At 70.9% G+C, this 17,665-nt stretch carries 17 protein-coding genes and 2 pseudogenes; 9 read left to right on the top strand and 10 right to left on the bottom strand.

What is annotated here, in order from left to right; all coding sequences use genetic code 11:
• Positions 1 to 131: 131 nt before the first annotated feature.
• From ABT297_RS09835 to ABT297_RS09825, 3 genes are read right to left on the bottom strand one after another with little or no spacing between them, the layout of a single operon-like run.
• Positions 132 to 407, bottom strand: a complete 276-nt coding sequence (locus ABT297_RS09835) for a Smr/MutS family protein (protein ID WP_350546855.1) — start codon at positions 405 to 407, stop codon at positions 132 to 134.
• A gap of 13 nt (positions 408 to 420) precedes the next feature.
• Entirely contained in the window at positions 421 to 870 is a 450-nt protein-coding gene (locus ABT297_RS09830; protein WP_350546852.1) for a rhodanese-like domain-containing protein, read from the bottom strand.
• Positions 867 to 1,340 (bottom strand): cysteine dioxygenase, encoded by a 474-nt coding sequence (locus tag ABT297_RS09825; protein ID WP_350546849.1) that lies wholly within the window; start codon positions 1,338 to 1,340, stop codon positions 867 to 869. Before ABT297_RS09825 ends, ABT297_RS09830 begins: the two co-directional genes overlap by 4 nt.
• Before the next feature lie 373 nt (positions 1,341 to 1,713).
• On the opposite strand from ABT297_RS09825, the gene ABT297_RS09820 reads away from it, so the two are divergent.
• Positions 1,714 to 2,658: an ATP-binding cassette domain-containing protein gene (locus ABT297_RS09820; protein ID WP_350546847.1), complete on the top strand. Its 945-nt coding sequence runs from the start codon at positions 1,714 to 1,716 to the stop codon at positions 2,656 to 2,658.
• Positions 2,655 to 3,485: an ABC transporter permease gene (locus tag ABT297_RS09815; protein WP_350546845.1), complete on the top strand. Its 831-nt coding sequence runs from the start codon at positions 2,655 to 2,657 to the stop codon at positions 3,483 to 3,485. Before ABT297_RS09820 ends, ABT297_RS09815 begins: the two co-directional genes overlap by 4 nt.
• Here ABT297_RS09815 and ABT297_RS09810 read toward each other — a convergent pair.
• The 3 genes and pseudogenes from ABT297_RS09810 to ABT297_RS09800 all read right to left on the bottom strand — a co-directional run bounded on the left by ABT297_RS09810 (position 3,415) and on the right by ABT297_RS09800 (position 7,989).
• Positions 3,415 to 6,891, bottom strand: coding sequence for an AfsR/SARP family transcriptional regulator (locus ABT297_RS09810; protein WP_350546842.1), 3,477 nt, complete (start codon positions 6,889 to 6,891; stop codon positions 3,415 to 3,417). The genes ABT297_RS09815 and ABT297_RS09810 overlap by 71 nt on opposite strands.
• 115 nt (positions 6,892 to 7,006) lie before the next feature.
• Positions 7,007 to 7,184: pseudogene (locus ABT297_RS09805) on the bottom strand (S1 family peptidase); the annotation flags it as partial.
• 10 nt (positions 7,185 to 7,194) lie between these two features.
• Positions 7,195 to 7,989: a phosphatase gene (locus ABT297_RS09800; RefSeq protein WP_350546839.1), complete on the bottom strand. Its 795-nt coding sequence runs from the start codon at positions 7,987 to 7,989 to the stop codon at positions 7,195 to 7,197.
• 59 nt (positions 7,990 to 8,048) lie between these two features.
• Here ABT297_RS09800 and ABT297_RS09795 point away from each other — a divergent pair, with 59 nt between their 5' ends.
• Entirely contained in the window at positions 8,049 to 8,690 is a 642-nt protein-coding gene (locus ABT297_RS09795) for a hypothetical protein (RefSeq protein WP_350546836.1), read from the top strand.
• 53 nt (positions 8,691 to 8,743) lie between these two features.
• Positions 8,744 to 10,552, top strand: a complete 1,809-nt coding sequence (locus tag ABT297_RS09790; protein ID WP_350546833.1) for an HNH endonuclease signature motif containing protein — start codon at positions 8,744 to 8,746, stop codon at positions 10,550 to 10,552.
• Here ABT297_RS09790 and ABT297_RS09785 read toward each other — a convergent pair.
• The 3 genes and pseudogenes from ABT297_RS09785 to ABT297_RS09775 form a co-directional block, all read right to left on the bottom strand.
• The gene (locus tag ABT297_RS09785; protein WP_350546830.1) at positions 10,533 to 11,564 is read right to left on the bottom strand and encodes a winged helix DNA-binding domain-containing protein; all 1,032 of its coding nucleotides are present in this window, start codon (positions 11,562 to 11,564) and stop codon (positions 10,533 to 10,535) included. The two genes, ABT297_RS09790 and ABT297_RS09785, sit on opposite strands and share 20 nt — an antisense overlap.
• Before the next feature lie 149 nt (positions 11,565 to 11,713).
• Positions 11,714 to 12,265: a Clp protease N-terminal domain-containing protein gene (locus ABT297_RS09780; RefSeq protein WP_350546828.1), complete on the bottom strand. Its 552-nt coding sequence runs from the start codon at positions 12,263 to 12,265 to the stop codon at positions 11,714 to 11,716.
• 131 nt (positions 12,266 to 12,396) lie between these two features.
• Positions 12,397 to 12,603: pseudogene (locus ABT297_RS09775) on the bottom strand (helix-turn-helix domain-containing protein); the annotation flags it as partial.
• Positions 12,604 to 12,616: 13 nt separating this feature from the next.
• Between ABT297_RS09775 and ABT297_RS09770 the strand changes: the two are divergent.
• From ABT297_RS09770 to ABT297_RS09750, 5 genes are all read left to right on the top strand, one after another.
• Positions 12,617 to 13,405, top strand: a complete 789-nt coding sequence (locus ABT297_RS09770; protein WP_350546826.1) for a 2-oxoglutarate and iron-dependent oxygenase domain-containing protein — start codon at positions 12,617 to 12,619, stop codon at positions 13,403 to 13,405.
• Between the two features lie 284 nt (positions 13,406 to 13,689).
• Entirely contained in the window at positions 13,690 to 13,815 is a 126-nt protein-coding gene (locus tag ABT297_RS09765; RefSeq protein WP_350546825.1) for a hypothetical protein, read from the top strand.
• 364 nt (positions 13,816 to 14,179) lie between these two features.
• Positions 14,180 to 15,382: an LCP family protein gene (locus tag ABT297_RS09760; RefSeq protein ID WP_350546823.1), complete on the top strand. Its 1,203-nt coding sequence runs from the start codon at positions 14,180 to 14,182 to the stop codon at positions 15,380 to 15,382.
• 269 nt (positions 15,383 to 15,651) lie between these two features.
• Positions 15,652 to 15,954 (top strand): hypothetical protein, encoded by a 303-nt coding sequence (locus ABT297_RS09755; RefSeq protein ID WP_350546821.1) that lies wholly within the window; start codon positions 15,652 to 15,654, stop codon positions 15,952 to 15,954.
• Positions 15,955 to 15,985: 31 nt separating this feature from the next.
• Entirely contained in the window at positions 15,986 to 16,225 is a 240-nt protein-coding gene (locus ABT297_RS09750; RefSeq protein WP_350546819.1) for an NAD-dependent epimerase/dehydratase family protein, read from the top strand.
• 194 nt (positions 16,226 to 16,419) lie between these two features.
• Here the strand turns inward: ABT297_RS09750 and ABT297_RS09745 are convergent, their stop codons facing one another.
• Positions 16,420 to 17,610, bottom strand: a complete 1,191-nt coding sequence (locus ABT297_RS09745; protein ID WP_350546817.1) for a M48 family metalloprotease — start codon at positions 17,608 to 17,610, stop codon at positions 16,420 to 16,422.
• Positions 17,611 to 17,665: the final 55 nt, after the last annotated feature.

The following is a 17,665-nucleotide window of genomic DNA, read 5'->3' as shown; positions in this document are numbered from 1 at the left end:
CGTGCTAACGGGACCCAGACCCGGACCTAGGCCCCGGGCCGGCGCGCTCTATGCCGATCGAGGCCGCAGGAAAATCCCGCCCTCGGGGCGCGCGCGGCGCCGGGCGGGGCACATGAGGTACAACTGCGAAATCAGCGACGGCGGCCCGAGGACTCGTTCCAGCGGAAGTGCACGAACAGGCGGCCGAAGTTGTCGGAGTCCTTCTCGATGCGGTGATACAGCGCCTTGATCTCGCGCTGATCGAGGAAGCGCAGCACCCGCTTCTTCAGGGCGCCCGACCCCTTGCCGGGAATGATCTCGACGAGGGTGGCCCGCTTGGCCACCGCTTCGTCGATGATCCCGCGCAGGGCGCGGTCGATGTCGCCGCTGCGGTTGAAGATGTCGTGGAGGTCGAGCTTGAGCTTCACCCTCTCAGGTTAGTCACTCCCGCTTAGTCACTCCCGCGGTGACCGGGTGCCCGGCCGCCTTCCACGCATGGAAGCCGCCGGCCAGGTCGGTCGCCCGGTACAGGCCGAGATCCTGCAGCGAGGCCGCCGCCAGCGACGAGGTGTAGCCCTCGGAGCAGAAGACCACGACCGGCAGGTCGTACCGGTCGGCGATGTCCAGCCGCGCGTCGCTGCGCGGGTCGAAGCGCCACTCCAGGACGTTGCGCTCGACGACGAGCGCGCCCGGGATCTCCCCCTCGGCGGAACGCTGCGCGGCGGGGCGGATGTCGACGAGCACGGCTCCCTCCGCGGCGGCGAGGCGGGCCTGGTCCGCGTCGAGGCGGTGGAGCCGGGCACGTGCCTCCGCCAGGATGGCGTCGATGCCCCGGCCCGGGTCGCGACGGGTCGCCCGCTCGGCGGCCGGCTCGGTGGTGGGTACTGTCACCAGTCCGCCCCCGCCCTCGTCACCGACTCGACGCTGAGCCGGCCGTCGTGCAGCCGGTACCTCGTCATCGCGGTCAGCGCCGGACCGTACACGTGCACGGTAACAGCCGGGCGGGTGCCGTTGTTGACGATGCGGTGGACGTGGTGGGCGCCGAAGCGGCGGCCCTCGCCCGTGGCGTGGACCGTGTTCGCCAGCTCACCGCCGTGCACGGTCTGCTCGACGACCGCGCCGGAGAAGACGGTGAACGCGCCGGCGGAGCCGCCGTGGTCGTGCAGGTCGGTGGCCTGCCCAGGCAGCCAGGTGAGCAGCCAGACCTCGTGGTCGTCGGCGAGGGCGAGGCGGCCGTACCAGCGCCGCGCGGGATCGAAGCGGGGCGCGAACGGCCAGTCGTCGGGGGCTGCGGCGTAAGCGCGGGCGAGCGACAACAGGTCCGTCGCGCGGGTGACGGTGGTGACGACAGACATGGGCATGTTCTCCATTATTCGCACGTACTAGATAGGAATTAAAGCAGAGAATGCGGCTCCGTGGGCGAAGCCACGGCCACAGAAATCGGGTGAAACGGAACGGCGCCGCGAGCGGGAGCTCTAGCGGGTACAGCGCGCGCTGGCGTGTCGAACCAGGTCGACCACCAGACATTGGGTCAGCAGCGCGCCTTCACGCCCCATGGAGTCGATGTTGCCGAGCCGCTCGCGACATCGTCAACTTGCGTCCACGATACGGGAAGCGGGCGGTCGTCGGGTGGGACAGCGGCCGGTCAGCGAATGACAGGGCGATGTGCGTGGTTTGACAGCGGCGCCGGGCATGCTGCACTACGTAGGAAGGACATTCACAGGGGGACACGCCATGAGCTTCGCTTTCCAGGCGACCGGCCTGGTCAAGCGCTTCGGCAAGACCACCGCGCTGGCCGGGGTGGACCTGGCCGCCGAGCCGGGGACGGTACTCGGCGTCCTCGGCCCGAACGGCGCCGGCAAGACGACCGCGGTACGCATCCTGGCCACGCTGCTGCGCCCCGACGAGGGGCGGGCGGTCGTCGGGGGGTACGACGTCCTGCGCCAGCCGGCGGCGGTGCGCCGCATCAGCGGGCTGACCGGGCAGTTCGCGTCGGTCGACGAGGACCTGACCGGCACCGAGAACCTCGTCCTCATCGGCCAGCTGCTCGACCTGCGAGCGAAGGAGGCGAAGGCGCGGGCCGCGCAGCTGCTCGCCGAGTTCGACCTGAGCGAGGCGGCGAACCGGCCGGCGAAGACGTACTCCGGCGGCATGCGCCGCCGCCTCGACCTGGCCGCGAGCCTCGTCGGCCGGCCTGCCGTGGTCTACCTCGACGAGCCCACGACGGGCCTGGACCCGGCCAAGCGCGAGGACGTGTGGAACATGGTGCGCGCCCAGGTGCAGGAGGGCACGACGGTGCTGCTGACCACGCAGTACCTCGAGGAGGCCGACGCGCTCGCCGACAACATCTCGGTGATCAACCACGGCAAGGTCATCGCGCACGGCACGCCGGCGCAGCTCAAGCACATCGTCGGCGGTCAGACGATCAGCGTGCGGCCGGCCGATCCGGCGCACCTGGACGCGGTCGCGACGATCCTGGCGAAGGTGTCCGGCAATGAGCCGGAGTCGCACGGGCGCGGGGTGATGTCGGTTCCGGTCGCGAGCGACAGCGCGATGACGGCCGTCGTACGCCTGCTCGACGAGGCGGGCATCAGCGTCATCGAGCTGTCGCTGCACCTGCCCAGCCTCGACGAGGTGTTCTTCACGCTGACCCGCGAACGGCAGGAGGTGGCGGCATGACGACCACGACCACACGCGAGGCCTCGGCCGACGGCACGCAGTTCATCGCGGCCGTCCCGGCGCGCCCGTTCGGGCTGGTGCGGCACAGCCTCGTCATGGCACGGCGCAGCCTCATCAAGACGATGCGCACGCCGGAGCAACTGCTCGACGTCACGCTGCAGCCGATCATCTTCATCGTGATGTTCGTGTACCTCCTCGGCGGGGCCATCGCCGGGTCACGCCACGACTACCTGCAGTTCCTGCTGCCGGCGCTGATGGTGCAGAACGTGCTGTTCGCGTCGGCGCCGACCGGCGTGAGCCTCAACACCGACATCAAGACGGGGGTCTTCGATCGGTTCCGCAGCCTGCCCATCGGACGGTCCGCGCCGCTGATCGGCGGGGTGCTCGGCGACATGATCCGGTTCGTGGTGTCGATCGTGGTGATGGTCGGCTTCGGGTACCTGCTGGGCTTCCGGATCGGCACCTCGGTGCCGGAGGCGGTCGCCGCCTGCCTGCTGGTCATGTTCATGGCGTTCTGCTTCAGCTGGATGTTCGTGCTGCTCGGCATGATCGTCCGGGAGCCGGGCGCGGTGCAGGGCCTCGGCTTCGTGATCATGTTCCCGCTGACGTTCGGCACCAACGTGCTCGTGCCGACGGACACGCTGCCCGGGTGGCTGCAGGCGTGGGTGAAGATCAACCCGGTCGCCGACGCGATGGGGGCAGCGCGGGGGCTGATGGTCGGCAACGCGCCGGTGTTCGAGCCGGTGCTGAAGACGCTCATCTGGTCCGTGGTGGTCCTGCTGGTGTTCGCGCCGCTCGCGGTGCGCGCCTATCGCCGCAAGGCCTGACGACAGGGCCGGCCATCGGCCGGCGTGATGGTCTGGGTATGATCAGCTCCAGAGCCTCGGCCCGCGGCATGCTCATGCCGCGGGCCAGGGCCGTGTCGAAGGCGGCGGCGCCAAGGTCGGCCCGCAGCTGGGCCAGGCGGTCGGTCCAGTCGGCGTTTGCCGCGTCGCGGGTGCCGGCCAGCCGCTCGGCCGCACCGAGCAGCTCCGCGGCCCGCACGTGGTCGCCGAGCGCCCGGACGAGACCGGCGAAGGTGACCGCGAGCCGGCCCACGACCGGCATGTCCCGGGCCGCCAGCGCCAGGTCGAGCGCTTCGGCCAGCCGTGCCCGCGCCAGGTCGTGCTCGCCGCGAGCCACATCGACCTCGGCGCGCGCCGCCAGCACGATCGCCTTGTACTGCGGGGCGACCAACAGCGACTGCTGCTGCAGCCGCCACGCCTCGAGGTAGAGCCGGTCGGCCTCGTCGATGTCGCCCTCGGCCCGGGTGAGATGGCCGAGCTCCAGCATCGCGCGCGAGACGTCACGGGCCGGCTGCCGGGCGTCCTCGACGAACGCGCGCAGCAGCGCCCGCGCCACCTGCGGTCCGTCGGTGTGCCGGCGCAGCGCCGCCATGCTGATCCGCAGATACGCACCGCTGGAGTGCACGCCGAGCTGCGAGTGCAGCTCGATCGACTCCTCCAGGTGCGTGATCGCGGCCGCGAAATCGCCCCGGCGGGTGCAGGCGTCGGCGACGGACGCGAGTGTCATCGCCAGACCCCAGCGCTCCCCGACCCGGCGGAACTGCGCCACGGCGGCGTTGAGCTCGCGAACCATACCGTCGATGTCGCCATCGTTCTCGTGGAGGAGGCCGAGGATCGACAGCAGCATCGCCCGCGTCCAGGGGTCGACCGAGCCGTCGAGACGGCGCCGGATGACCTCGCCGCCGCGCTCGCTGTCGTCCTGGAACAGCAGCACCACCGGCTCGATGAGCTCCACGAACGGGTGCCCGCCCGGCGGCACGGCGGCGGCGAGCGAGAGGAGCTCGTCCAGCAGCTCGGGAGCGACCTGGAAGTCGCCCGCGAACCCGCTGTTCACGACATACATCGACGTAACCACGAGCCGCAGGTCCGCCGGCACCGGATCCGGCCCGCTGTCCGCCACGGCGAGGACACGCCTCAGCCACAGCGCCGCCTCGGCGGGGTTGTCCTCGAACGTCCAGAGCCAGCCGCTGGCGGCGCCGAGCCGGAACGCGCTCAGTGCGTCGCCGGCGTCGCAGACGTGCGCCACCGCGGCGTGCAGGTTGTCCCGGTCGGGGCGCAGCCGGTCGAGCCACTCCAGCTGCGCCCCGGTGCGCAGGTGCGGCTCCGCTTCCTCCATCAGGGCCAGGAAATAGGCGGCGTGCGCGGCTCTGGCCGGGTTCGCTCCCCCGCGGCGGCCGAGCTCCTCCAGTGCGAACTCGCGGATCGTCTCGAGCATGCGATACCGCACCCGGCCGCCTCCGGCCACCTGCAGCAGCGACCGGTCGACGAGGACGTCGAGCAGCGCCTCGGGGTCGGCGGCGCCGCTGACCGCCGCCGCGGCGTCCGCGTCGAACGTGCCCGGGAACACCGCGAGCGACTCGGCGAACTCCCGCTCCTGCGGGCCGAGCAGGTCCCAGCTCCACGCCACCACCGCGTGCAGGGTGCGGTGCCGTGGCAAGGCCGTCCGGCTGCCGCCGGTGAGCAGCCGGAACCGGTCGTCGAGGCGCGCGGCGAGCTGCTCGGGTGTGAACGAACGCAGCCGGGCCGCGGCGAGTTCGATGCCCAGCGGCAGACCGTCGAGCCGGCGACAGATCTCGACCACCGCCCCGACGTTGTCGTCGGTCACCCTGAAGCCGGGCCGCACGGCCGCCGCCCGATCCCTCAGCAGTTGTACCGCGGGAGACGCGCTCGCCCGGGCCGCCGTCATCGCCTGATCGCGTGCCGTCTCCGGCCCGTCCGTCATCGCCCTGTCACGCGCCGCCGCCGGGTCATGCGTTGTCGCCGGGTCAAACGTTGTCGCCTTGTTACGCGTCGTCGCCGGGCCGAGCGCACTTGCCGGGTCGCCCGTTGTTGCCGGGTCATGCCCGGGCAGGGACGCCAGCGGCGGGGGCAGCCCGGGCGCGGGCGGGTCGGGAAGGGGTAGCGGGCCGACGGGGAACAGCGTCTCGCCGAGGATGCCCAGCGGCTCCCGGCTGGTCGCCAGGATCCGCAGCTTCGGGCACCGGCCGAGCAGCTCCTCGCTGAGCTTCGCGGCCGCGTCCACGACGTGCTCGCAGTTGTCCAGCACCAGCAGTACGCCAGGCAGCGTCAACGCCTCCGCGAGCTGATCCAGGAGGTCGACACGGCGGGAACGCATCGCGCTCTCCGGCTGGACGAGGCCACCGGCGGTCAGCGTGCGCAGCACGACCGCGGATACCTCGGCGGCCTTGGCCACCGGGGCGAGCTCGACCAGCCACGCCCCGTCGGACAGCTGGCGCCCCACCACCGCGGCGGCCGTGGTGGCGAGCCGGGTCTTGCCGGCCCCGCCGGGGCCGACAAGCGTGACGAGACGGCTGTCGGCGACCTGCGTGGCCAGCCGTTCGACGTCGTCGGCACGCCCGACGAAGCTGGTCAGCGGCGCCCGCAGGTTGCCGATGCGGGGCGGGCGGGCATCGGCCCGCAGGACGGCGGTGTGCGCGTCGCGCAGCTCGGGCGAGGGATCGGCGCCGAGTTGGTCGGCGAGGCGGAGCCGGCACTCCTCGAACGCGGCCAGCGCCTCCGCCTGCCGCCCGTCGGCATGCAGGGCTCGGATCAGCAGCGCCACCAGCCGCTCACGCAGCGGGTTGGCGACGATGAGTTCGTGCAGCTCGGCGATGGCCCCGGCCCGGGTCTCGGCGACGAGGCCGGACGCCTCGATGAGGTCCTCGGTCGCGGCCAGGCGCAGCTCGTCCCAGCGGGCGACGACCGCTCCGTGCTCGCCGGTGTCGGCCAGCGCCGGGCCGCGCCACAGGTCCAATGCCTCGCCCAGCAGCCGGGTGGCGCTGCGTGGGTCGTCGGCCCGCAGCGCGCGGCGCCCTTCGGCGGCGAGACGCTCGAAACGACAGGCGTCTACGTCGCCCGGCGCGATGTTGAGCCGGTATCCACCCGGGCCCGACTCCAGCGCCGGATGGCCACCGAGCGTCTTGCGCAGCCGCGACACCAGCGACTGTACGGCGTTGGCGGGATCGACCGGCGCCTGTCCGCCTCGGGCACCGGAGCCGCCCCCGGGCGTGCCGTCGGGCCACAGTGCGTCGACGAGCTGGTCGAGGGGAACGAACCGGCCGGGCTCAAGGACGAGGCGGACGAGCAGTGTGCGCAGCCTGGCCCCACCGACCTCGACCGGCCGGCCGTCGACCTCGACGGTGAGTGGTCCGAGCAGCCCGACGCGCATGCCTCAACTCTGCCATCCGGGTACGACAAAAAACGGGACCGGGCGGCGCCCGCGCCGATCCCCACAGGTGAGCTGATCCTCCGTGCCGGCGTCCGCCCCGCTCTGTCTTGAGCTACGTGCCAGTACCGCTGTGTACGCCGGTGGTGCCGCCGCTGCGGCGTACCGTCTCGCCGACGTACGCGTTGGCTGCCGTGGTGATGTCCTGCGTTTCGCCACCGGCCAGCGAGACGTTGCCGGGGGTGCGAGACGCCGGCGGCGTAGCGCACGATGCCGTAGCCGTTGCCGGGAAAGGCCCGCTGGGGGTCACGAGGCGGGCACTACCCCCTCCAGCAGGAACTCGCTGACGGGGCCGTACAGCTGCGGCTGGACGTTGTCGTCGATCGGCACCGTCACGGATACCCGGCCCTCAGTCTCGCCGATGAACAGGGCCGGATCGTTGCTGTCCGCGAACGACACCACGTCGAGCCCGGCGGCCGCGGCCGCGCCGGCGAAGCCGTGGTCGGCGACGACCAGGCCCGGAGGTGCCTCACGACGCCACTCGAGTTCGGCCAGCATGGCCCGCATGCCGTCCGGCGAGTGGGTGTGCCACAACGCCATGCCCCGCTCCGCTGCGACCGCCACGCCGCCGATGTACCGCACCGCGAGGGGGAACTCGCGCCCGGCGTAGTGGCCCGGGGCGTCGAACACGGCGCCCGGCGCCGGCTGCAGCAGCTCGCACCCGGCCGCGCGCAGCGCTGCGGCGATCGCCAGGTGTACCTCGATAATGCCGGCCGGGTGGCCGGTCGCCACGACCACCCGCTCGCGGCGCCGCGCGGCCAAGCGCAAGCGGTCGCGCATGCGCTCGAGCGCGCGGACGGTCTTATGAGGGTCGATGACATCGGTGCCCGTCGACCGCTCCGGATTCGGGTCGATGCCGACGCGCTCCGCCATGACCGCGAGCACCTGCGGAAGCGTCCATGTCTTGAGCGGTACGAGGCCAAAAACGTAGCCCTCGCGCCCTTCCGCGAAGGCGGCGGCGTTGCCGTGATTGGAGTCCCGGGTGGTCTCGACATCACCGGCAAGCAGGGCCTCGCGAAGATAACTCACAAGCTCAGACATATGAACCATGGTAGGTACGGAGCCCGGCACCGCCGAGGAATGCGGCTTAAGGTCACAATATGGCCAACATCTACCTCGAGACAGGCAAGAAGAAGGTCTTCGCCGGAAGCCTCGACTGGCCCGGCTGGGGACGGTTCGGCAAGACCGAGGAGGAGGCGATCGAGGCGCTCGCCGTCTACGGCGCGCGGTACGCGCCGATCGCCACCGCCGCCGGGTTCAGCTTTCCCGCCGTTCCCCGGCTGAACGTCGTGGAGCGGGTGCCCGGGACGGCGACCACCGAGTTCGGCGCGCCCGACGGGCGACCCGCCGCGGACGGGACGCCGGTCACCGCCGCCGTCGCCGCCCGGCACACGAGGCTGCTGCGAGCCGCGTGGGCGGCGTTCGACGCGTACGCCGCCACCGCGCCCGAGTCCCTGCGCAAGGGGCCGCGCGGCGGCGGCCGGGACCGCGACAAGATGATCGACCACGTCGTCGGGACCGATGCCGCGTACGCCAGAAAGATCGGCGTCAAGCACCGGCAGCCCTCGATCGACGACCGCGCCGCGATCGAGGCACTGCGTGCGGACGTCATCGCCGCGCTGGGCCAACCCCGAGACGGCGAACCGCTCACCGGCAACGGGTGGACGGCGCGGTACGCGGCGCGGCGGTTCGTCTGGCACGCGCTCGATCACTTGTGGGAGATGGAGGATCGCTCAGAGTGATATAGGAGATCGGGAATGCGTGGGTTGGGGGTGGGGGTGGTTACGGTCGGGGGGTGGATGCGACGGGGGTGGTGGAGCCCCTCACCGAGGCGCTCGTTTCGCTCGCCGCGCTCGATCCTGACACGCTCGACGACGCGGCGGTGCGGGACTCACTGCTGGCGCTGCTGAGCTGCCAGCATCGGCTCGATGCGGTCATCGGCAGGTTCGTGGGGGTCTTCGACGATCGCCGGCTGAGCCACCGCGACGGTTTCGGAACGACGAAGCAGTGGCTGGTCGGTTTCGGCCGGTTGTCGGGACCGGCCGCCAGCGGGCGGATGCGCGCCACCGAGGTCACCCGGCTGCTCACCGAGCTCGCGCAGGCGTTCGACGCCGGCGAGGTCAGCGCCGAGCACGTCAACCGGATCGGGCTGACCGCCGAGGAGGTCGGCGACGAGGTCATCGAGCAGGCCGAGCACACACTGGTCGAGCTCGCGCGGAACGCCAACCCGGAGCACCTGCAGGAGGCGTGCGGCCATCTACGGGACCTGGCCCTGGCGGACAAGAACACGCCGTCCGAGGAGCAGTACCGGCGGAGGGGTGTCACGCTCACGCGGCTCGGCGACATGTGGCGCCTGCGCGGCGTCCTCGACACCGAGACCGGTGCGCTGTTCGGCACTGCCCTGGACGCATTCACGAAGCCGCCCGGTCAGGGGGACGATCGCAGCCCGGCGCAGCGGCGGCACGATGCGACCGCGGACATGCTCAACGCCGTGCTGCGCTCGGGGCAGACGCCTGAGGTCGCCGGGGGACGGCCCAGCATCGGACTACTGATGCCGGTCTACCGCTATCTGCGGGTACACGACCACGACGGTACCGATGCGGAGGAGACAGCTCTCGACGACGGCCCGGACGGCGCCGGCTCCGTCAGCGGCGACGGCGTTGCGGACGGCCCCGACGGTGGCGAACGCGACGGGCCCGCGGTAATGGCCGGGTGGGGGCCGGTGAGCGATGCGCTAGCCGCGCGGCTCAGCTGCGATGCCACGCTGCAGCAGCTGTGGCTGCATCCGGAGAACGGGGTACCCCTGAAGCTCGGCCGCGCATACCGCAACACGCCGCCGCCGCTGCGGCGAGCGCTCGCGGCTCGTGACCCGTACTGCCGATGGCCGGGCTGCCGGATACCGGCAAACTGGTGCGACAGCCATCACCTGCGCGAGTGGATCCGGGACCACGGCGAGACCGATGTCGACAACCTCGTGCTGTTGTGCCGGTATCACCACATGTGCATGCACGAGCGGGGCTGGCGGCTGTTCCGGGAGCCGCGCAGCGGCTGGATCTGGATCATGCGCCCGGACGGGCGGCGGTACGAGCTCGGGCCCAGCCGGCCGCGGGTTGATGGAGCGCCGCCCAGGAGTCGAGGCGGGGACCCGCCGCCGGGACGACATCGTGGGTATGGCGTTTCGACGGCCGGGCCATCGGGCTCACCGGCGGCGCTAGCGTCCGCGCCGGACGTGGCGACATCGACTGCGTCACAGCCGGCCGTGTCGTCAGCGTTTGAGTCACCAGCGGTGGCCTCGCAAACCTTTGTGTCCCCCGAGGTCGTGCCCCCCGAGGTCGTGTCATCAGCGGTCGCGTCGCCAGCGGTCGCGTCGCCAGCGGTTGCGTCATCGCCGACAGAACCGTCGCCGGCGGCCCTTCCGCCGGCAGGCCCGCCGGCGGCTCGGCCGCGAGCGACGCCGATGGCGCCGTCAACCGCGCCGAGCGCGACAACGGACGCGCCCGTGGCACCGCCGAACGCCCCGGCGGATCGGTCCGGCCCGGGGCGTGCAGGGTCGGCGCGACGCGGGCGGGACGAACAGCGGCGTGTCAACCGTGAAACGCCGTGAGCCGATCGGCCTCCGCGTTGACCTGGCGGCGGATCCGTGCCGGCAGCGGCGCGAACTCGTCCCATTCCACACGGTTGGCCTTCAGCGCCCAGGTGCCGGCCACCTGACCGTCGACGAGGAACGTGCCGATCGACTGCGGCATGCGCACATGGAACACCTTCGAGCGGTGTTCCTCGGGCAGGATCAGCGTGCGCCGTGCGTGGACGAGCAGCGTGGCGTCGTAGGTTGGCAGGAACCGCACCGGCGCCGGGGTCTCCGGGTCCGGCAGCGGGCCGTCGGGCACGTCGACCAGTTCCCGGCCGCGTTCGTCCCGGAACGTGCGCAGCTCGTGGCGGGCTAGCACCTTCGCCACCACGGAGACGGGCAGGCCCACCCAGTCCGCGATCTCGGTGCGGTGGGCCGGCCCGAACGCGCCAAGGTACCGCCGGATCAATAGGTCCTGCGCGTCGTCCTCGGTCACGTCGGGCGGGCCGACCCAATCCTCAGCGGCGCCGAACAGGTCGGCCCGGCGCCGCGCCCAGGTGCCGGACGGCGGCACACGGACCAGGTCGAGGAACATGCCTATGGCTTGCCGGATTCGTGGCCCGAACAGCTCGTCGAGTTCGGTCCGGCGCACCGGGCGTTCGCTCAGGAGTGCGCGCAACCGCGCTACCGCGTCGTCGATCGCATCGGGCTCTGGCCGGTCCCGGGCCACCCGCAGGTAGAGGTCTCGGCGCGCCGATCTGACGCCTACCTCGAACGGCCAGTAGTCGGCCTTGGACACCAGGTGAATCGTGGCACGCAGGAGGGTCGCCTGGATCACCTCGCGGCGCTCCAGCATCCGGGTCAGCTCGTCACGCTCGAAGCCCTCGATGCGGGTCCACAGACCGATGTACATCGACGGCGCGTACTGCGCCTGGAGGCCGCCCATCCGCTGCAGTACCTCAGGAACGTCGAGCGACACGCGCTCCAGCAGCATCTGGCGGGCAAGCAGCGCCCGGTTGAGGTCGCGCCAAGTAAGGGTCCGCTCCATACCGGAACCGTAGACGATCCCTCGCCCAGCTCCTGGACTCGGCCATTCCACAGCTCGACTCCGCGCTGCTCGGCCGGACCACGATCATCGATCCGTCCAGCCCGTCCAGCCGTCGCTCGAGTGGCCGCCTTTGGGTCGCGTTCTTACGCTTATGCGGCGTTCTTCAATGCGGTCAGCACGAGATCCATCGTGCGGTCATAGGTCATGCCCTGCTCTCGCAGCAGCCGCCCGCCAGAACCCCGCTCCTCCTTGAGGACCGCCAGGAGGATGTGCTCGGTACCGATGTAATTGTGCTTGAGCGACAGCGCGATCCGCAGCGACAGCTCCAGGCTCTTCTTCGCCCCGTTGTTGAATCGGGTCGGCAGCTTCGAACGGCGGAACAGGAAACCGCCGCGCTCGGCAGGCTCGGCGCGTTCCAGAGCACCCGGCCCGAAGGTCTGTTCCACGCTGGCGCGCACCGCGTTGAGATCGATACCGATGGAGCGCAATGCCGCCGCGTCGTCTCCGGCGGCGACCCTGGCCCGGATCTCGTCGTACTCGATGCCGCACGCACGCAGTACCGTCTGCCCGACTCCGCCGTCGTCACGCAGCAGCGCCAACACAATGTGCTCGGTGCCGATCGCCTGATGGCCGAGTTCGTCGGCCTCCTGCTTCGCGACCTTCACGACGGTCCGGGCATGATCGGTGAACCGCTCGAACATCAATACTCCCCTTTCGGCATGTGCGCCGGTCCCGGCGCTGTGGTGGTCGGTGTTGCGGTAGTCGGCGCCTCGGCTTCCATAGCCGCAGGGGCTCGCGACGCATTGGGGGTGGCCGTCGGCCGCGTCGGTACCCGACCGGCGTGCTTCTTGTGCACGGCCTGCCTCGACACGTCGAGGGCATCGGCGATCTCCTGCCAGGACCAGCCCTGCAGGCGCGCGTTGTCGACCTGCAGGACCTCCAGTGCGTCGGCGAGCCGGCGCAGCGCCACCGCAGCCCGCAGACCTATGCGCGGGTCGGGGCTTGCCGCCGCGGCCGCCAGGTCGTTTGCCTCCGTCATGCGTCAACCTTAGTTGACATCACACACCTCGTCAACCATAGTTGACAGCACGCGGAACCCAACGGACCCGGACGCCTACGCTTCCGAGCGTGAGCCCACCTCAGGCCGACCTCCCCGTCGTCGACGTCACCAACGTGATTCGTCACGGCGGAGGACACACGGCGAGGACACACGAGCCGCAAACGAGATTGATTCGGCATGCCGGGCCAGCGGGTTCTTCTACGTCTCCGGCCACGGCGTCAATCCCGGACTCATCGCCCGCCTGGACCGCGGCGTCCGTGCGTTCTTTGCCCCCGCCCGAGGCCGACAAGCTCGAGATCGCGATGGCCCACGGCGGGCGGGCCAACCGGCGATCCATCTGCGGGACCGGACGACGAGGGCTCTGTCGACGCCGGTCCGACGAACCCGGCCGCCGATCACATCGGCCCACTGGCCAGGGACCCTTCCAGCGCCGCGACGGATCGCACCCGCACGGACGATCACCCCGGAAGGTGGCTCGACACCCCACCGATGCCCGGTACCTTCATGCGCAACATCGACGACATGCTCGATCGGACGACCGACGGCGGTACCGCTCGACGCCACACCGGGTCCGCAACGCGAGCGGGAACGAACGCCTGTCGTTCCCGCTCTTCTTCGACCCGGACTTCACCGCGGAGGTCGGTCCCACCGCTGCCCCGGCCGGGCCGCCACCGATGGCTCCGCCGGCATCCGGCGGTGGGACTGTCAGAACCTGAGGTTTTTGCCGGCGTCTACGGTGAATATCTCGTGCGAAAGGTGGGCAAAGTGTTTCCGGAGTTGAGCGCGGACGTCGGGAGCGGCACCACAACCGGCATCGGCCCGACGACCTGAGCCCGCCGGCCGTTTCGAACTGCGTCCCGGGGCCGCCCGGAGACACGGACCGGCAAGGCGGTCCGGGGCGGCTACAGAGGCGGTACCCGTTACCCGGCGGCGGTTCGGATCGTAGAACCCACGAAGGGTTCGAAGAGCCGTTCCAGCAGGTCGGGCACGTGGCACGATGACGGGAGCAAACCTGTCCGCGGTGTTCCTAGCGTATGAGTCACCACACCGCAACAGGAGGCGACGATGGCCACCCCGACCACCACCACGACCCGCAAGCTCACCAAGCTCGACAGCGAGCAGGGCATGCTGCTGTTCCTGGCGGCGGTCGTCCTGCTCAGTGTGATCGGCGTGATCGCCGTCGGCGCCTGACAGACCGGCGGTGGGTGGCACGCCGAGACCGACGTCTCGGCGACGACGCCGAGCAGCGGCCGCGAATAGTCCGCCGGACGGCGGGCCGAACCGCCGCCCAACAGACCCAGAGCCAGACCGAGTCAACGCCAGACGGGCGCCGAGATCCACACCCGGCCAACCCACCAGACGCATCCGGACGGCCAGCACCGAGCCGAGCCAGCATCGGACCCGAGCCAGCACGGGCGGCCGCAGACCGGACATGGACCGCACACCAGCAACGAACGCAGCGCACCTCGAACAGGAGCCACGAGACGTGTTTGGACGCCACGAGCCCTTCGACGAGGAACCCGATCGGCCGGCCGACGATACATCGCGCCGGCCGATGCCCTCCAGGCCCGTCGCCGGCCCCGACGCCACCATTGCCGGGGGCACCGGATCGGCATCAGGCAGGAACGGCCGCGACCCCAAGTGGGCGCATAGGCTGGTGGCGGTCGGCGCGGTCATGATGATGCTGGCGGGCGGCGCGTTCGTGGCGAAGAGCATGCTCATCGGATACGTGACGAGCAGCGTCCAGCAGGACAACCTCATCGTCCCCGCCGCCGAGCAGCAGGGCCGCCACGTGACGATCAGCGGGGCGAAGACGGTTCTCCTGGTCGGCATCGACCCACGGCCGAACCAGGACCCGTCGGACACGATCCGGTCGGACTCGATCATCGTCGTGCACATCCCGGAGGACCATCGGTCGGCGTACCTGATCTCGATCCCGCGCGACACCTGGGTCGAGATCCCACGTTTCGACAACGGCAGGTCGAGGTACGACGGTGGCCACGACAAGCTCAACGCCGCGTTCGCCGAAGGCGGCATCAAGCTGACCGGCAAGGACCAGCGCCGATACGGCATGTCGCTGCTCGCCGACACGATCAAAAGGAACTGGGGCATCTCGTTCGACGCCGCGGCGATCGTGGACTTCACCGGCTTCACCAAAGTCGTCGACATGCTCGGCGGCGTGGACATGTACGTCGATCAGGAGACCCGGTCCGTGCACATCGGCCACGACGCCAAGGGCAAGACGAAGGTGCCGTACACCCAGCGCTTCAACAGCTCGGGCGGCACCGACCTCATCCCGGTCTCGGGGGTCACCCCGCAGACGTATCACGTCGGCTACCAGCATCTCGAGCCGTGGCAGGCGCTCGACTACGTGCGCCAGCGCGACACTCTGCCGAACAGCGACTACGACCGCCAGCGGCACCAGCAGCAGTTCATCAAGGCGCTGTTCAAGGAGATCGCGAGCCGGGACGTACTGACCGACCCAGGAAAGCTCAGAAAGGTGCTGGACGTAGTCGGCCAGTCGATGACCATAGACTCGGGTGGCATCGATCTCCAGGACTGGATCTTCGCCATGAAGAATATCGGCGGCGACAACCTGCTCACGGTCAAGTCCAACAACGGCACGTTCTACGAGTCGTCGGAGCAGCCCGGGGCTGAGGCGCTCGACGACAACACCCTGGCGCTGCTCGAGGCGGTCCGAACCAACACCGTGGAGACGTTCCTGTCGTCCCACGCAGGACTCGTGAGCAGGAGCTGAATCCGCTATTCGTACCGCACCGGGTCACAACCCGGCGCCGCGCAGCCATACCCACGGCGACGATCGCGCGTGAAGCGAGGAGGCAGCTGACAAGAGCGCCTCCCGGCCGCCGCTAGCCCACATGCTTGCGCAGGTGCTCCAGCACCGTCCCGGTGATCTCGCCGAGGACCCGCACCTGCGCCTCGGGTCATCAGGTCGATGAAAGGCTCCCGGAACCGCCGCCACGTGTCCCGGCGCGGCCGCCCGCAGTATCCGCCATGCCGTGCTCGGTGAGCACGGTGAACGCGCCACGCCCGTCCGACTGGCATTCCTGGCGTGTGACGACCCTCGGCCTGCCGTTCGATACGCCGCCGCGGTACGCACCGGTCGACGAGGGCCACTTCCCGTACCCGACCACGACGTACGCCCTGTCCAAGGTCGTCGGCGAGACCCTCGCCCGGAGATCTCCAGCTGGAGCGGCATCCCCTTCGCGGGCCTGCGCCTGTCCAATGTGCACACCGTCGACGGGCCGCGCCCCCGGCGACTACGCTGCGGTGCCCGGCCACTGGGCTGACATGCACGCACGGAAGTGAAACCTCTGGGGCTACGTCGACCGCCCGCGACGTGGCCGCCGCCTGCCGGCTCTCGCTGGACGCGCCGATGGAGGGCGCCCAGTCGTTCGTCATCGCCGCCGCCGACACAGTCATGAACCGCTCGTCGGCGAGCCTCATGGCCGAGGTGTTCCCGGACGTGCCGATCCGCAAGGACCTCGGCGAGTTCGAGACCCTGCTGTCGATCGACCGCGCCAGCGAGGTCCTGGGCTACACCCCGGCCAACAAGTGGCGAGACCACGTCGCGCACTGACGCTCCAGCGGCCGGCCGCGACAGGCAACGCCCCCGGAGCTTCGCCACCGGGGTCACCCGCCGCGGCCGCCGTGCGGCGACAAGCCACGCCCGCAACGCGGAGGCAGGCCATACCCCAACATCACGCCGTAACCCACCATCACGCCGTACCCCAACATCACGCCGTACACCAGAAGCAGGCCGGACACGAGATCTCACGGCTCGCGTGACAGCAGTTCCAGCAGTACCGCCAGGGCGGCCGGCGAATCGAGCGCCGCCCGCGCCAGCAGCGTCAGGTTGTGCTGCTCCCCGTCCGGGCTCACCAGCACCCCCGCGGCCGCCGGATGGACCCGCCGCCACCCGCGCGCGGTGAGCGCCGACTCGGCGACCACCACCACAGATGGCGTACCGTCCAGCTCCTCCGGCTCGGCCGGCGGCTCCGGCTGCGCCGGCCAGTTCGCCGCCACCAGCTCGTCCAGCCGCATCAGCAGCACCTCCACGACCTCGGCCGGCCCGATCGGCGGCCGCCGCAGCAGCGTCGCCACCTGATCGGTCACCACCCGGGCCTGCCGGGCCAGCCACGTCGGCCACTCGTCGTCGGGTACGGCGGCGAAGGTGACCCATTGCCCGCTGTCGCGCTTGAGCACCTGCCGTGCCAGTTCGCGCTCGACGTCCGGCGGCAGCGGCATCAGCGGTACCGAATCCACAGTCCGCAACGCCACGTGCGCCGGGGACAGTGACGCGATCGCCCCGGCCAGGCTCGGGTGGCGCGCCATCAGCGCGGTCCGCGTGTCCTCGTCCAGCGACGCTATCACCGCCCCCGCCCGGACCGCCTCCCGCCATCCGGCATGCAGATCCTGTACCGCGGCGCTGGTGCGCTGCCACACCTGCTCCTCCACGTCGAACGCCAAGTCGGCGAACTCGAACGCGGCCAGGTCGGCCTTGACCACCGCCCGGGCCGCGGTGTGCAGCCCGGAGGCGCTGCTGGCCGCCTGGTCCGCCTTGCGCTCCAGCGCGGCGGCGAACTCCCGGGTTGCCTTCGCGATCGACTCCGAGCGTGACGACGGCACCACCGATAGCGGGTCCACCGCCTCCTCGTACAGCGCCCGCAGCCGCACCACCAGATGCGCCCGCCGATGGTCGACGACCGCGAGCTCATGCGCGACGAGCGCCCGTACCTCGTCGACGGTGAGGCACTGCAGCAGCGGCAGCCCCACGAGCAACAGCCGCCGACGGCGACTGGCCCAGGAACGGATCGTTCCGTACCCGGTCAGCAGCACGGCATCGGGCCGCGCCACCCCCACCCGGGCCGCCACCTCGGCGACCAGGTCCAGCAGCTCGGCCTGGGCCGCCGCCGGCACTCCCGGGTACGACGGCTCCCCGGGATCGCGGCCACTGTAGCGCATCAGCAACCACCGCGCCCGCCAAATACTGATATTGCCGGGCAATCCGCTTCTGGGT

It is taken from the genome of Dactylosporangium sp. NPDC000555, assembly GCF_040300025.1.
Taxonomy (GTDB): domain Bacteria; phylum Actinomycetota; class Actinomycetes; order Mycobacteriales; family Micromonosporaceae; genus Dactylosporangium.
Note: the sequence above shows the minus strand (reverse complement) of the source record. Positions and strands in the feature narration are given on the sequence as shown.

Excerpts from the sequence above, each read along its gene's own strand:
- ABT297_RS09780 (WP_350546828.1), bottom strand. The coding sequence starts at position 12,265 with ATGTTCGAGCGGTTCACCGATCATGCCCGGACCGTCGTGAAGGTCGCG.
- ABT297_RS09795 (WP_350546836.1), top strand. The coding sequence starts at position 8,049 with ATGGCCAACATCTACCTCGAGACAGGCAAGAAGAAGGTCTTCGCCGGA.
- ABT297_RS09825 (WP_350546849.1), bottom strand. The coding sequence starts at position 1,340 with ATGCCCATGTCTGTCGTCACCACCGTCACCCGCGCGACGGACCTGTTG.
- ABT297_RS09810 (WP_350546842.1), bottom strand. The coding sequence starts at position 6,891 with ATGCGCGTCGGGCTGCTCGGACCACTCACCGTCGAGGTCGACGGCCGG.
- ABT297_RS09785 (WP_350546830.1), bottom strand. The coding sequence starts at position 11,564 with ATGGAGCGGACCCTTACTTGGCGCGACCTCAACCGGGCGCTGCTTGCC.
- ABT297_RS09760 (WP_350546823.1), top strand. The coding sequence starts at position 14,180 with ATGCCCTCCAGGCCCGTCGCCGGCCCCGACGCCACCATTGCCGGGGGC.
- ABT297_RS09765 (WP_350546825.1), top strand. The coding sequence starts at position 13,690 with ATGGCCACCCCGACCACCACCACGACCCGCAAGCTCACCAAGCTCGAC.
- ABT297_RS09815 (WP_350546845.1), top strand. The coding sequence starts at position 2,655 with ATGACGACCACGACCACACGCGAGGCCTCGGCCGACGGCACGCAGTTC.
- ABT297_RS09800 (WP_350546839.1), bottom strand. The coding sequence starts at position 7,989 with ATGTCTGAGCTTGTGAGTTATCTTCGCGAGGCCCTGCTTGCCGGTGAT.
- ABT297_RS09745 (WP_350546817.1), bottom strand. The coding sequence starts at position 17,610 with ATGCGCTACAGTGGCCGCGATCCCGGGGAGCCGTCGTACCCGGGAGTG.
- ABT297_RS09820 (WP_350546847.1), top strand. The coding sequence starts at position 1,714 with ATGAGCTTCGCTTTCCAGGCGACCGGCCTGGTCAAGCGCTTCGGCAAG.